The sequence below is a fragment of the Variovorax sp. OAS795 genome, assembly GCF_040546685.1.
Classification (GTDB): domain Bacteria; phylum Pseudomonadota; class Gammaproteobacteria; order Burkholderiales; family Burkholderiaceae_C; genus Variovorax.
In genome coordinates this window covers 3,525,587-3,538,366 of sequence record NZ_JBEPOH010000001.1, presented here as the reverse complement: position 1 = coordinate 3,538,366, position 12,780 = coordinate 3,525,587, and the positions used below count along the sequence as shown (strand labels likewise).

13 protein-coding genes are annotated in these 12,780 nt (G+C 66.3%); 12 read left to right on the top strand and 1 reads right to left on the bottom strand.

The features are described 5' to 3' along the window. Positions 1–12: 12 nt before the first annotated feature. The 12 genes from lpxD (at position 13) to ABID97_RS17065 (ending at position 11,966) form a co-directional block, all read left to right on the top strand. The gene (lpxD, locus tag ABID97_RS17120; RefSeq protein ID WP_354399621.1) at positions 13–990 is read left to right on the top strand and encodes a UDP-3-O-(3-hydroxymyristoyl)glucosamine N-acyltransferase; all 978 of its coding nucleotides are present in this window, start codon (positions 13–15) and stop codon (positions 988–990) included. 23 nt (positions 991–1,013) lie between these two features. Then, positions 1,014–1,463, top strand: a complete 450-nt coding sequence (gene fabZ, locus ABID97_RS17115; protein ID WP_307576989.1) for a 3-hydroxyacyl-ACP dehydratase FabZ — start codon at positions 1,014–1,016, stop codon at positions 1,461–1,463. Positions 1,464–1,486: 23 nt separating this feature from the next. Then, on the top strand, positions 1,487–2,275 hold the full coding sequence (lpxA, locus tag ABID97_RS17110) for an acyl-ACP--UDP-N-acetylglucosamine O-acyltransferase (RefSeq protein WP_354399620.1): 789 nt from the start codon (positions 1,487–1,489) through the stop codon (positions 2,273–2,275). Positions 2,276–2,282: 7 nt separating this feature from the next. Continuing rightward, a complete protein-coding gene (gene lpxB, locus ABID97_RS17105; protein WP_354399619.1) occupies positions 2,283–3,434 on the top strand; it encodes a lipid-A-disaccharide synthase in 1,152 nt (383 codons plus the stop codon). After that, complete coding sequence (gene rnhB / locus ABID97_RS17100) at positions 3,406–4,125, top strand: ribonuclease HII (protein WP_354399618.1); 720 nt, start codon at positions 3,406–3,408, stop codon at positions 4,123–4,125. Before lpxB ends, rnhB begins: the two co-directional genes overlap by 29 nt. A gap of 8 nt (positions 4,126–4,133) precedes the next feature. Further along, positions 4,134–4,928, top strand: coding sequence for a TrmH family RNA methyltransferase (locus ABID97_RS17095; RefSeq protein ID WP_354399617.1), 795 nt, complete (start codon positions 4,134–4,136; stop codon positions 4,926–4,928). 199 nt (positions 4,929–5,127) lie between these two features. Next, entirely contained in the window at positions 5,128–6,312 is a 1,185-nt protein-coding gene (gene carA, locus ABID97_RS17090; RefSeq protein WP_354399616.1) for a glutamine-hydrolyzing carbamoyl-phosphate synthase small subunit, read from the top strand. Positions 6,313–6,322: 10 nt separating this feature from the next. Then, positions 6,323–6,862 (top strand): ORF6N domain-containing protein, encoded by a 540-nt coding sequence (locus ABID97_RS17085; RefSeq protein WP_354399615.1) that lies wholly within the window; start codon positions 6,323–6,325, stop codon positions 6,860–6,862. Between the two features lies 1 nt (position 6,863). Continuing rightward, positions 6,864–10,112: a carbamoyl-phosphate synthase large subunit gene (carB, locus tag ABID97_RS17080; RefSeq protein WP_354399614.1), complete on the top strand. Its 3,249-nt coding sequence runs from the start codon at positions 6,864–6,866 to the stop codon at positions 10,110–10,112. An 8-nt stretch (positions 10,113–10,120) separates the two neighbouring features. After that, positions 10,121–10,990, top strand: coding sequence for a Kdo hydroxylase KdoO (kdoO, locus tag ABID97_RS17075; protein ID WP_354399613.1), 870 nt, complete (start codon positions 10,121–10,123; stop codon positions 10,988–10,990). Between the two features lie 63 nt (positions 10,991–11,053). After that, on the top strand, positions 11,054–11,530 hold the full coding sequence (gene greA / locus ABID97_RS17070) for a transcription elongation factor GreA (RefSeq protein ID WP_354399612.1): 477 nt from the start codon (positions 11,054–11,056) through the stop codon (positions 11,528–11,530). Between the two features lie 19 nt (positions 11,531–11,549). Next, the gene (locus tag ABID97_RS17065; RefSeq protein WP_354399611.1) at positions 11,550–11,966 is read left to right on the top strand and encodes a DUF4149 domain-containing protein; all 417 of its coding nucleotides are present in this window, start codon (positions 11,550–11,552) and stop codon (positions 11,964–11,966) included. 54 nt (positions 11,967–12,020) lie between these two features. Here the strand turns inward: ABID97_RS17065 and ABID97_RS17060 are convergent, their stop codons facing one another. Further along, positions 12,021–12,779: a glycosyltransferase gene (locus ABID97_RS17060; protein WP_503012779.1), complete on the bottom strand. Its 759-nt coding sequence runs from the start codon at positions 12,777–12,779 to the stop codon at positions 12,021–12,023. Between the last annotated feature and the right edge of the window lies 1 nt (position 12,780).

The following is a 12,780-nucleotide window of genomic DNA, read 5'->3' as shown; positions in this document are numbered from 1 at the left end:
CGCAAGAACGGCGTGTCACTGCAGCTCGGAGCCATTGTCAGCGCCCTGGGGGGCGAGCTCCACGGGGACGCGGGCCTGTCCATCGAGCGGCTTGCGCCGCTCCAGAATGCACAGCCCGATGCGCTCAGCTTCCTGAGCCATCCCAAATACCAGCAGGAACTCGCGGCCTCCAAGGCCGCCTGCGTGATCGTCTCGCCCGCCATGCGCGAGGCCGCGGCGGCACGGGGCGCCTACATCGTCGCGCCTGACCCGTATCTTTATTTCGCTCGCCTCACGCAGCTGTGGAAGTCCCACCATGCGCGTCCCGAGGCCGACCGCATCCATCCCTCGGCCGTGATCCATCCCGCAGCCCATGTCGACGCCACGGCGCGCATCGGCGCGCTGTGCGTGGTGGAGCGCGGCGCCCGCATCGGCGCGGGCACGGTGCTGAAGTCGCGCGTCACCGTGAGCGAAGACTGCATCGTCGGCGAGCGCTGCCTGCTGCACCCCGGCGTGGTGATCGGCGCCGACGGCTTCGGCCTGGCCCCGCACGAGGGCGCGTGGGTCAAGATCGAGCAACTGGGCGCGGTGCGCATCGGCAACGATGTCGAGATCGGCGCCAACACCTGCATCGACCGCGGTGCGCTCGACGACACGGTCATCGAAGACGGCGTGAAGCTCGACAACCTGATCCAGATCGGCCACAACGTGCGGGTCGGCAAGCACACGGCCATGGCCGGTTGCGTGGGCGTGGCGGGCAGCGCGACCATCGGCGCGCACTGCACCTTCGGCGGCGGCGCCATCGTGCTCGGACACCTCACGGTGGCCGACGGCGTTCATGTGTCCGCCGCGACGGTCGTCACGCGCTCGATCCACAAGGCCGGCCAGTACACCGGCATGTTCCCCATCGACGACAATGCGAGCTGGGAAAAAAATGCGGCAACGCTCAAGCAGTTGCACGGCCTGCGCGAACGACTCAAGGCGCTGGAGAAGGCCCCCCAGAAAAAGTGAAGACGATGCAGGAACAGAAAACCATGACGACGACGCTCGATATCCATCAAATCCTCAAGCTGCTGCCCCACCGCTACCCGTTCCTGCTGGTGGATCGCGTGCTGGACATGGAAAAGGGCAAGCGCATCACGGCGCTCAAGAACGTGACGATGAACGAGCCGTTCTTCAACGGCCACTTTCCCCACCGCCCGGTCATGCCGGGCGTGCTGATGCTCGAAGCGATGGCGCAGGCCGCGGCGCTGCTGTCGTTCCATTCGCTGGACATCGTGCCCGACGACAACACCGTGTACTACTTTGCGGCCATCGACGGCGCGCGCTTCAAGCGGCCCGTGGAGCCTGGCGACCAGCTCACGCTCGAAGTCGAGATCGAGCGCATGAAGGCAGGCATCTCGAAGTTCAAGGGCCGCGCCCGCGTGGGCAGCGAACTCGCCTGCGAGGCCACGCTGATGTGCGCCATGCGCCAGATCAACTGATCCTGCGGCGGTAACGGCAAGGCATGACGCAGGTTCATTCGACAGCAATCATCGATCCGAAGGCAGAACTGGACGCCTCGGCTTCGGTGGGCCCCTACACCATCGTCGGCCCGCATGTGCGGGTCGGTGCCGGCACGACCATCGGCGCGCACTGCGTGATCGAGGGACGCACCACCATCGGCCGCGACAACCGGATCTTCCAGTTCTCGTCGATCGGTGCCGTGCCGCAGGACAAGAAGTACGCCGGCGAGCCGACCGAGCTCGTGATCGGCGACCGCAACGTGATCCGCGAGTTCTGCACCTTCAACCTCGGCGTGCCGGGGGCGGGCGGCGTGACGCGCGTGGGCAACGACAACTGGATCATGGCGTACACGCACATCGCGCACGACTGCCGTGTCGACGACCACACCACGCTGGCCAACAACACCACGCTGGCAGGGCACGTGCACCTGGCCGACTGGGTCACGGTGGGCGGCCTGACCGGCATCCACCAGTTCGTGTCGGTCGGTGCCCACGCGATGGTCGGCTTTGCCAGTGCGGTGTCGCAGGACGTGCCGCCCTTCATGCTGGTCGACGGCAACCCGCTGGCGGTGCGCGGCTTCAACGTCGTGGGCCTGCGGCGGCGCGATTTCTCGGCGCAGCGGCTGGCTGCGGTGAAGCAGATGCACAAGCTGCTGTATCGCCAAGGCAAAACGCTCGAAGACGCGCGCGCAGGCATTGCCGCCCTGGCTGCCGAAATGCCCGAGGCGGCCGGCGACGTCGCCTTGATGGAATCCTTCCTCGCGAATTCCACGCGCGGCATCGCGCGTTGACGTGGCGGTGACGCAGACAGCCGAACAGCGGCGCTTCGCGCTGGTTGCGGGCGAAGCCTCCGGCGACCTGCTGGCAGGCTTGCTGCTCGACGGCCTGCAGGCGCGCTGGCCCTCTCTGCAGACCGTTGGCATCGGCGGGCCCCGCATGCTCGCGCACGGCCTGCAGAGCTGGTGGCCGCAAGAAAAACTGGCCGTGCGCGGCTACATCGAGGTGCTGCGCCACTATACCGAGATCGCCGGCATCCGCCGCCAGCTCAAGGCGCGGCTGTTGCGCGAATGGCCCGAACTCTTCATCGGCGTGGACGCGCCCGATTTCAACCTCGATCTCGAAGCCGGATTGCGCAGCCGCGGCATGAAGACGGTGCATTTCGTCTGTCCCTCGATCTGGGCCTGGCGCCCGGACCGCATCGAAAAGATCCGGGCCGCGGCCGACCACGTGCTGTGCATCTTCCCGTTCGAGCCCGCGCTGCTGGCCGAGCATGGCGTGCAGGGCAGCTATGTCGGCCATCCGGTGGCCAACGTGATTCCCATGACGCCCGACCGGACCGCTGCCCGCGCCGCCCTGGGCCTGGCACCGGATGCAGAGGTCGTCGCGCTGCTGCCGGGCAGCCGCCGGTCGGAAGTGCGCTACCTGGCCGCCCGGTTCTTTGCCGCCGCGGCGCAGATGCTGAAGGCGAGGCCCGCGCTGCGATTCGTCGCACCCATCCTGCCCGGGCTGCGCGTCGAGGTCGAGGCCCTGCTGCAGGCCAGCGGCATCGCGGGCCGCGTGACCTTGCTCCACGGCCAGTCGCACGCTGCGCTCGCCGCCTGCGACGTCACGCTGATCGCCAGCGGAACCGCCACGCTCGAGGCGGCGTTGTTCAAGCGCCCAATGGTCATTGCCTACAACATGAATTCGCTGTCGTGGCGCTTCATGCAGCGCAAGCAGCTCCAGCCCTGGGTCGGCTTGCCCAACATCCTCTCGCGCGAGTTCGTGGTGCCCGAGCTGTTGCAGGAGGCGGCGACACCCGAGGCGCTTGCCGCTGCCACGCTCGCCTGGCTCGATGCGCCCGAGAAGACGCAGGCGCTGCAACAAAAATTTTCAGAGCTGCACGTGCAACTGCAGCGCGATACGCCCACACTTTGCGCCGATGCGATCCAGAAAGTTCTTGAAGGCTGAGCAGGCTGCCCTCGTGTGGGACGCTCCGGGCCTCGTCGCGGGCGTGGACGAGGCGGGACGCGGTCCGCTGGCCGGGCCCGTGGTCGCGGCGGCCGTCATCCTGGACGACAAGCGCCCGATCCGGGGCCTCGCGGATTCCAAGACCCTCACGCCGCTGCAGCGTGAGCGCCTGAACGACCAGATCCTGGCCAAGGCCCTGTGCTGCTCGGTGGCGCAGGCCAGCGTGGAAGAAATCGACACCCACAACATCCTGCAGGCCACCATGCTGGCGATGCGCCGAGCGGTCGAGGGGCTGCGCCTGAAGCCCGCCAAGGTGCTGGTCGACGGCAACCGCCTGCCGACGCTCGACGTGCTGGCAGAAGCCATCGTCAAGGGGGATGCCCGCATCAAGGCGATCTCCGCCGCATCGATTCTTGCCAAGGTCCATCGCGACCGGTTGTGCGAGCAGCTGCACGTCGAGTTTCCGCTCTACGGCTTTGCCGGCCACAAGGGCTATGGCACGCCGGAGCACCTGGAGGCGCTGCTGCGCCACGGCGCTTGCGTTCATCACCGCAGGTCTTTCAGTCCCGTGGCGGCAGCGCTGGCGCGCACCCTCGGCCCCGCCGCCGTACCGGACGAAGCTGCACTGCAGATGCCCGGGCTCATCGCAACGGTCGAAACCGTGCACCTCGAGCTTCGGCCCGAGTCCTGAGCTGCGGCATGACCACTCCCGGCGGCGTGAGCCACATCAGCTCGCGCGACAACCCGCTGCTCAAGGACTTGCGCAAGCTGGCCCAGGAACCGGGGGCCTATCGCAAGCTCGGGCGCATCTGGCTCGAAGGCGACCATCTTTGCCGCGCGGCGCTGGCGCGGGGCGTGAAGCCGGCGATCGCCGTCTTCTCGGCGTCCTTTTGGCCGTCGGCCCCTGCGGAGTGGGCGAACAGTGCTACCAAAACCGTAGTGGTCGATGACGATCTCCTGCGCGCCACCAGCGGCCTGGAGTCGCCGGCGCCCCTGGGTTTCGTGCTCGATCTGCCGTCCCGGCCCGCGCTGTTGCCCGACGCGCCCAGCGTCGTGCTCGACCGCCTCCAGGACGCCGGCAATGCCGGCTCCATCCTGCGCAGCGCGGCGGCTTTCGGTTTCACGCAGGTGATCGCGCTCAAGGGCACGGCTGCATTGTGGGCGCCCAAGGTGCTGCGCGCCGGCATGGGCGCGCATTTCGGGCTCCACCTGATCGAAGGCGTCCAGGCCGATGCGCTCGACGGGCTGAGAGTGCCGCTGGTGGCCACCAGTTCGCACCGGGGCGAGTGGCTGCACCAGGCGCGCCTGCCCGAGCCTTGCGCGTGGCTGATGGGCCATGAAGGGCAGGGCGTCTCGCCGGAGCTCGAAGCCAGGGCGACGCATCACATCCGCATTGCGCAGCCGGGCGGCGAGGAGTCGCTGAACGTGGCGGCCGCCGCGGCCATCTGCCTGCACGCGAGCGGCGCAGCCCGGCTGGCGCAGGCCGTTTCCTGATTCGCCGATGCCATAAAGGCATGGAAGGCGTATGTTTTAGGGCGCCTCGGGGCGGGAGAGCGATGCCGCCGAGCTACAATCGGGGGCTTACTCGCAATAGCGTCGCCCGGCCGCCTTCAACGCCATCTTCCCCTTAAGCAGCAGTCCGCAGGCAACGCGCCTGGGGGCTCCGGGCGACCGTAACCATCCGGAGAACCCAGTGCTTTTGTCTCTCAAGGGAAGTTTCCCGCCCGCCATCCTGGCGCTCGCAGACGGCACGGTCTTTCAAGGCAATTCGATCGGAGCCGCCGGCTCCACGACCGGTGAAGTGGTGTTCAACACCTCGATGACCGGTTACCAGGAAATCCTCACCGACCCGAGTTATTGCCAGCAGATCGTGACCCTCACGTATCCGCACATCGGCAACTACGGCGTCAACGGGGAAGACATCGAAGCCGACAAGATCCATGCCGCCGGCCTGATCATCAAGGACCTGCCGCTCGTCGCGTCCAATTTCCGCAAGACGGCCACGCTGAGCGAATACCTCGTGGCCGGCAAGACGGTGGCCATCGCCAACATCGACACCCGCAAGCTGACCCGCCACCTGCGCACCCATGGCGCGCAGAACGGCTGCATCCTGGGCCTGGCCGCGGGCGAGGCGGTCACGCAGGCGCTGATCGACAAGGCCATTGCCGCCGCCAAGGCCGCGCCCAACATGGCCGGGCTCGACCTGGCCAAGGTGGTGTCGGTGAAGCAGACCTACGAGTGGACCGAAACCGAGTGGAAGCTCGTCAACTCGAACGGCAAGCCGGGCTACGGCGTGCAGATCACGCCCAGGTTCCACGTGGTGGCCTTCGACTACGGCGTCAAGAAGAACATCCTGCGCATGATCGCCCAGCGCGGCGCGCGCATCACCGTCGTGCCGGCGCAAACGCCCGCCGCCGACGTGCTCAAGCTCAAGCCCGACGGCATCTTCCTGGCCAACGGCCCGGGCGATCCGGAGCCGTGCGACTACGCCATCAACGCGGTCCGGGAACTCATCGAGACCGGCATTCCCACCTTCGGCATCTGCCTGGGCCACCAGATCATGGCGCTGGCCTCGGGCGCGAAGACCTTCAAGATGAAGTTCGGCCACCACGGTGCGAACCATCCGGTGAAAGACCTGGACAACGGCCGGGTGAGCATCACCAGCCAGAACCACGGCTTCGCGGTCGACGAGAAGTCGCTGCCGGCCAACCTGCGGGCGACCCACATCAGCCTGTTCGACAACACGCTGCAGGGCCTCGCGCGCACGGACAAGCCGGCCTTCTGCTTCCAGGGCCACCCGGAAGCCTCGCCCGGACCGCACGACATCGGCTACCTGTTCGACCGCTTCACTGCGCTCATGGAGCAGGCACGTGGCTGATGCACCCGCGGTGCTCGACGTCTCGGTGATCGCCGCCTTGCGCGATGCCGAGGGCAAGATCTATGTGCTGCGTGGCCTCAAGGTCATGCTGGCGCAGGACCTTGCCGCGCTCTATGGCGTCGAGACCCGGGTCCTGTTGCAGGCCATGCGCCGCAACCTCGATCGTTTTCCGGCGGATTTCGCCTTCACCCTGGCGAACCAGGACCTCGAGAATTTGAAATCACAGCTTGTGATCTCAAAACCCGAGAAGCCGGGTTCCGGCGGCGCGCGCTACCGCAGCGTGGCGTTCACCGAGCAGGGCGTGGCCATGTTGTCGAGCGTGCTGCGCAGCGAGCGCGCCGTGGCCGTCAACATCGAGATCATGCGCACCTTCGTCAAGCTGCGCAGCATGCTGTCGGAGCATGCCGATCTCAAGCGCAAGCTGAACGCGCTGGAACAGCGATACGACCAGAACTTTCGCGATGTATTCAACGCGATCCATCAACTGATGGATGAGCCGAAGCCGGGCGCCTACAGCGGCCGCGGCATCGGTTTCACCAAGGATAAATAAGATGCCCAAGCGCTCAGACCTCCAATCCATTCTCATCATCGGCGCCGGCCCGATCATCATCGGCCAGGCCTGCGAGTTCGACTACTCCGGCGTGCAGGCGTGCAAGGCATTGCGCGAGGAGGGCTACAAGGTCATCCTGATCAACAGCAATCCCGCGACGATCATGACCGACCCGGCCACGGCCGACGTGACCTACATCGAGCCGATCACCTGGCAGACGGTCGAGAAGATCATCGCCAAGGAACGCCCTGACGCCATCCTGCCTACCATGGGCGGGCAGACCGCGCTGAACTGCGCGCTCGACCTCTGGCGCAACGGCGTGCTCGACAAGTACACGGGCGCGGCCACCAACAAGCCGGTCGAGCTGATCGGCGCCACGCCCGAGGCCATCGACAAGGCCGAGGACCGCCTGAAGTTCAAGGACGCGATGACCAAGATCGGCCTGGGCTCGGCGCGCTCCGGCATCGCCCACTCGATGGACGAGGCCTGGGCCGTGCAGAAGTCGGTCGGCTTCCCCACCGTGATCCGCCCCAGCTTCACGCTTGGCGGCACCGGCGGCGGCATTGCCTACAACCCGGAAGAATTCGAGACCATCTGCAAGCGCGGCATCGAAGCCTCGCCCACCAACGAGCTCCTGATCGAGGAGTCGCTGCTCGGCTGGAAAGAGTACGAGATGGAAGTCGTGCGCGACAAGGCCGACAACTGCATCATCGTCTGCTCGATCGAAAACCTCGACCCCATGGGTGTGCACACCGGCGACTCGATCACCGTGGCACCCGCACAGACGCTCTCCGACAAGGAATACCAGATTCTCCGCAACGCCTCGCTGGCCGTGCTGCGCGAGATCGGCGTGGACACCGGCGGCTCGAACGTGCAGTTCTCCATCAACCCGAAGGACGGCCGCATGGTCGTCATCGAGATGAACCCGCGCGTCTCGCGTTCCTCGGCGCTGGCGTCCAAGGCCACGGGCTTCCCGATCGCCAAGGTCGCGGCCAAGCTGGCGGTGGGCTACACGCTCGACGAGCTGCGCAACGAGATCACCGGCGGCGCCACGCCGGCGTCGTTCGAGCCCTCGATCGACTACGTCGTCACCAAGATTCCGCGTTTCGCGTTCGAGAAATTCCCGCAGGCCGATTCGCGCCTCACCACGCAGATGAAGTCGGTGGGCGAGGTCATGGCCATGGGCCGCACCTTCCAGGAATCGTTCCAGAAGGCGCTGCGCGGCCTCGAAGTGGGTGTCGATGGCCTGAACGAAAAGACGCAGGACCGCGAAGTGCTCGAGAAGGAACTCGGCGAGCCCGGCCCCGAGCGCATCTGGTACGTGGGCGACGCCTTTGCCATGGGCCTGAGCGTCGACGAAGTGTTCGCGCTGACCAAGATCGATCCGTGGTTCCTGGTGCAGATCGAAGAGATCGTGAAGATCGAACTCGAGCTCGAAACCAAGTCGCTGGCCGACATCGACAAGGACACGCTGCTCGCGCTCAAGAAGAAGGGCTTCTCCGACCGGCGCCTGGCCAAGCAGCTCAAGACCACCGACACCGCCGTCCGCGAGAAGCGCCGCGCGCTGGGCGTGCGCCCGGTCTACAAGCGCGTGGACACCTGTGCGGCCGAGTTCGCGACCAACACGGCCTACATGTACTCGACCTACGAGGACGAGTGCGAAGCGAACCCGACCGACAAGAAGAAGATCATGGTGCTCGGCGGCGGTCCCAACCGCATCGGCCAGGGCATCGAGTTCGACTACTGCTGCGTGCATGCCGCACTCGCGATGCGCGAGGACGGCTACGAGACCATCATGGTCAACTGCAATCCCGAAACCGTGTCGACCGACTACGACACTTCTGACCGCCTGTACTTCGAGCCGCTCACGCTCGAAGACGTGCTCGAGATCGTCGACAAGGAAAAGCCGCTCGGCGTGATCGTGCAGTACGGCGGCCAGACGCCGCTCAAGCTCGCGCTCGACCTCGAGGCCAACGGCGTGCCGATCATCGGCACCTCGCCCGACATGATCGATGCCGCAGAAGACCGCGAGCGCTTCCAGAAGCTGCTGCATGAGCTCAAGCTGCTGCAGCCGCCGAACGCCACCGCGCGCACCGAACCCGAGGCGCTCGAGAAGGCCGCGGCATTGGGCTACCCGCTGGTGGTGCGCCCGAGCTACGTGCTCGGCGGCCGCGCGATGGAAATCGTGCACGAGCAGCGCGACCTCGAGCGCTACATGCGCGAAGCCGTCAAGGTCAGCAACGATTCCCCGGTGCTGCTCGACCGGTTCCTCAACGACGCCGTCGAATGCGACGTCGACTGCCTGCGCGATGCCGAAGGCCAGACGCTCATCGGCGGCGTGATGGAGCACATCGAGCAAGCCGGCGTGCACTCGGGCGACTCCGCCTGCTCGCTGCCGCCGTACAGCCTGAGCGCCGAGACGATTGCCGAGCTGAAGCGCCAGAGCGCCGCCATGGCTGCCGCGCTCAACGTGGTCGGCCTGATGAACGTGCAGTTCGCCATCCAGCAGAAGGACGGCAAGGACGTCATCTACGTGCTCGAAGTGAATCCGCGCGCATCGCGCACCGTGCCTTACGTGAGCAAGGCCACGGGCATCCAGCTCGCCAAGGTGGCGGCACGCTGCATGGCCGGCCAGTCGCTCAAGTCGCAGGGTGTGACGAAGGAAGTCACGCCGCCGTACTTCAGCGTGAAGGAAGCCGTGTTCCCGTTCGTCAAGTTCCCGGGCGTGGACACGATCCTCGGCCCCGAGATGAAGTCGACCGGCGAAGTCATGGGCGTGGGCAAGACCTTCGGCGAAGCCTTCGTGAAGTCGCAGCTCGGCGCCGGCACGCACCTGCCGAAGTCGGGCAAGGTCTTCATCTCGGTGAAGAACAACGACAAGGCGCGCGCGGTCGAAGTGGCGCGCGGCCTGGTCAAGCTGGGTTTCGAGATCATCGCCACCAAGGGCACAGCCGCGGCCATCGGCGCCGCAGGCATCGAATGCGCGACGGTCAACAAGGTGACCGAAGGCCGCCCGCACATCGTGGACATGATCAAGAACAACGAGATCGCGCTGGTCATCAACACGGTGGAAGAGCGCCGCAATGCGATCGCCGATTCGCGTCAGATCCGTACCTCGGCGTTGCTGGCCCGCGTGACCACGTTCACCACCATCTTCGGCGCCGAAGCGGCAGTCGAAGGCATGGGCTTCATGGACGAGCTCGGCGTGATCTCGGTGCAGGAGATGCACGCGCAACTGGCTGCCGCCTGAGCGCCATCATGGAAACCCAGCTGGTCGAACTGGACCTGGCCGACTGGAGCGCGGCCACGCCCAACGAGGCGTGGATCGCGGAACTGGAAGCAGGCAAGGTGCTGTACTTTCCGCGACTGGGCTTCGAACTGCTGGCCGACGAACGCCGCCTGCTCACGCCCAGCCTGCTGTCGCCCGACGTGCGCAACATCAGCCTCGATGCCAACGGCCACCTCAAGGGCGTGGCGGGCGATGAAGCGGTGCAGCGTGCGACGGCCGCCATGGTCGGGCGCTTTCGCGCGCAGGCGCAGCAACTCATCCATGGGCTGCTGCCGCACTACACAACGGCCTTGCGCCTCGCGCCGACCAGCTACCGGCCGGCGCAGGTCGAGACGCGCGTGCAGTCCTGGCGCGCCGACGACCGGAGGCTGCACGTCGATGCGTTTCCGTCGCGGCCCAACTACGGCGAGCGCATCCTGCGCGTGTTCACCAACGTGAATCCCGACGGCGCGCCGCGCGTGTGGCGCGTGGGCGAGCCCTTCGAAGACATCGCCCGGCGCTTCCTTCCGCGTGCCAAGCCCTATGTGCGCTGGCAGGCGAAGCTGCTGCGCGCGCTGCGCGTCACCAAATCGCTGCGCAGCGAATACGACCACCTGATGCTGCAGCTGCACGACGGCATGAAGTCGGACATGGCCTACCAGGAAAGCTCGCCGCAGGAAAAGGCCGAATTCCCGCCGGGCTCGGTGTGGGTGTGCTTTTCGGACCAGACCTCGCACGCCGTCATGGCGGGCCAGTACATGCTCGAGCAGACCCTTCATCTGCCCGCGGCGAAGCAATACAATCCCGATTCGAGCCCGCTCGCCATCCTGAGCCGGCTGACCGGACGCACCCTCGTCTGATCCTTTCCCTCATCGACCGCCGAACGGCAGCGTTCGGCGGTTTCGCTTTATGGAGAACCCAACATGGCCACCATCCCCATCACCAAGCGCGGTGCCGAGAAACTGCGCGCTGAATTGCACCAGCTCAAGACCGTCGATCGCCCCTGGGTCATCAATGCGATTTCCGAGGCCCGCGCGCAGGGCGACCTGAGCGAGAACGCCGAGTACGAGGTTGCGAAGGATCGCCAGGGTTTCATCGAAGGCCGCATCCAGGAAGTCGAAGGCAAGCTTTCGGCCGCGCAGATCATCGACCCTGCCGAGCTCGACGCCGGCGGCAAGGTGGTGTTCGGCTCCACGGTCGAACTCGAGGAAGAAGAAACCGGTGAAGCGGTCAAATACCAGATCGTGGGCGAAGACGAGGCCGACTTGAAGCTCGGCCTCATCAACATCTCCAGCCCGATCGCGCGTGCGCTCATCGGCAAGGAAGAGGGCGACGTGGCCGAAGTGCAGGCCCCGGGCGGCCTCAAGCGCTACGAGATCGTCGCGGTCCGCTACCTCTGACCCTGACCCGCCGCGCCACATGAAAGACCGTCTCGCGCTGCTGCTGGCCGCCTTCTGGTGGGGCAGCCTCACGACGATCGGCTTCCTCGTGGTGCCGATGCTGTTCGCGAAGCTCGGAAGCCCCGCGGTGGCGGGCAACTTTGCCGGCCAGCTGTTCGAGGCGCAGAGCTGGATCGCCATCGGCTGCGGCCTGCTGCTGCTGGTGCATTTCAGGACGAAGATGGACGAGCGCATCGACAGTGCCTCGATGGCCGCGATCTTCCTCATACTGGCTGCGTTGCTGCTGGCGCTGCTGCAGCAATATGCCGTGGCGCCCCGCATCCTGGCGCGCGACAACCTCAAGCTGTGGCACGCCGTGGGAAGCGGGATGTACCTGGTTCAGTGGCTCTGTGCCGGCGTGCTGCTGTGGCGCATGGGCGCTGCGTGCGCACCCTAGGCCGACTGAAGGCTGGCGGCTGGGCAAGCTGCCCACCCACCGCCTGCGTCCACCTCATTCCTTCCAGAACCTGGCAACCCAGCTCGCTGGCCTGATGAAGCGAAAGGTGCGGTTGCGCCGGCCCGCCAGCGCATCGGGCGGGTTGCATTCGCCATGGAACACCATGATGCGCGCGCCTTCGGGCACGAAGGGCTCTTCCCAGTAGTTGGTCGGCCACGTCGGAATGCCGTGGTACTTGAAGCTCGGGCACCAGGCGGCAGGCCAGTAGCCCAGCTTGCCCTGCTTGTGCATCATGGCGGACAGGTAGGTCTGCTCGTTGCGGTACTCGGCCTGGACCTTGTCCATGTTGTCGCGGAAATACGCCAGCACGTCGGCGTGGGCGCCCAGCTCGAAGCGGTACACCGATGAATTTCCGGTGATGCGGCCACGGCGCCAGGGGCGCGCGTAGTCGTGAATGATCAGGAACTCGCCGGGATGCTCGAAGAAGGCGTCGAGGCTGCCCACGATCACCACGTCCACGTCGAGGAACAGCGCGGTGCCGCGCAGGCCGTGCAGGTCTTTTTCGAAGGTGGTGAGTTTCTTCCAGGCGCCATCGCGCTGGCCGGGCGCCAGCTGCAGGTTGAGCGGCGGAATCGGCAGGCACGTCACCTCGGGGCGGATGCCGGTGCCATCGTCCGTCAGGCACACGAACTTGAAGTCGCCGCTGAGATTGCGGCGCACCATTGCATAGAGGCGGTTGACGTATTCGGGGCCGTACTTGGTGCCCCACTTCATGCAGAGAATGTGGCGCTGGGCGCCTTGCACTGGCGCCAAG

Coding starts and splice junctions, on each gene's coding strand:
- fabZ (WP_307576989.1), top strand. CDS start 1,014: ATGACGACGACGCTCGATATCCATCAAATCCTCAAGCTGCTGCCCCAC.
- lpxA (WP_354399620.1), top strand. CDS start 1,487: ATGACGCAGGTTCATTCGACAGCAATCATCGATCCGAAGGCAGAACTG.
- rnhB (WP_354399618.1), top strand. CDS start 3,406: ATGCGATCCAGAAAGTTCTTGAAGGCTGAGCAGGCTGCCCTCGTGTGG.
- ABID97_RS17095 (WP_354399617.1), top strand. CDS start 4,134: ATGACCACTCCCGGCGGCGTGAGCCACATCAGCTCGCGCGACAACCCG.
- carB (WP_354399614.1), top strand. CDS start 6,864: ATGCCCAAGCGCTCAGACCTCCAATCCATTCTCATCATCGGCGCCGGC.
- kdoO (WP_354399613.1), top strand. CDS start 10,121: ATGGAAACCCAGCTGGTCGAACTGGACCTGGCCGACTGGAGCGCGGCC.
- greA (WP_354399612.1), top strand. CDS start 11,054: ATGGCCACCATCCCCATCACCAAGCGCGGTGCCGAGAAACTGCGCGCT.
- ABID97_RS17065 (WP_354399611.1), top strand. CDS start 11,550: ATGAAAGACCGTCTCGCGCTGCTGCTGGCCGCCTTCTGGTGGGGCAGC.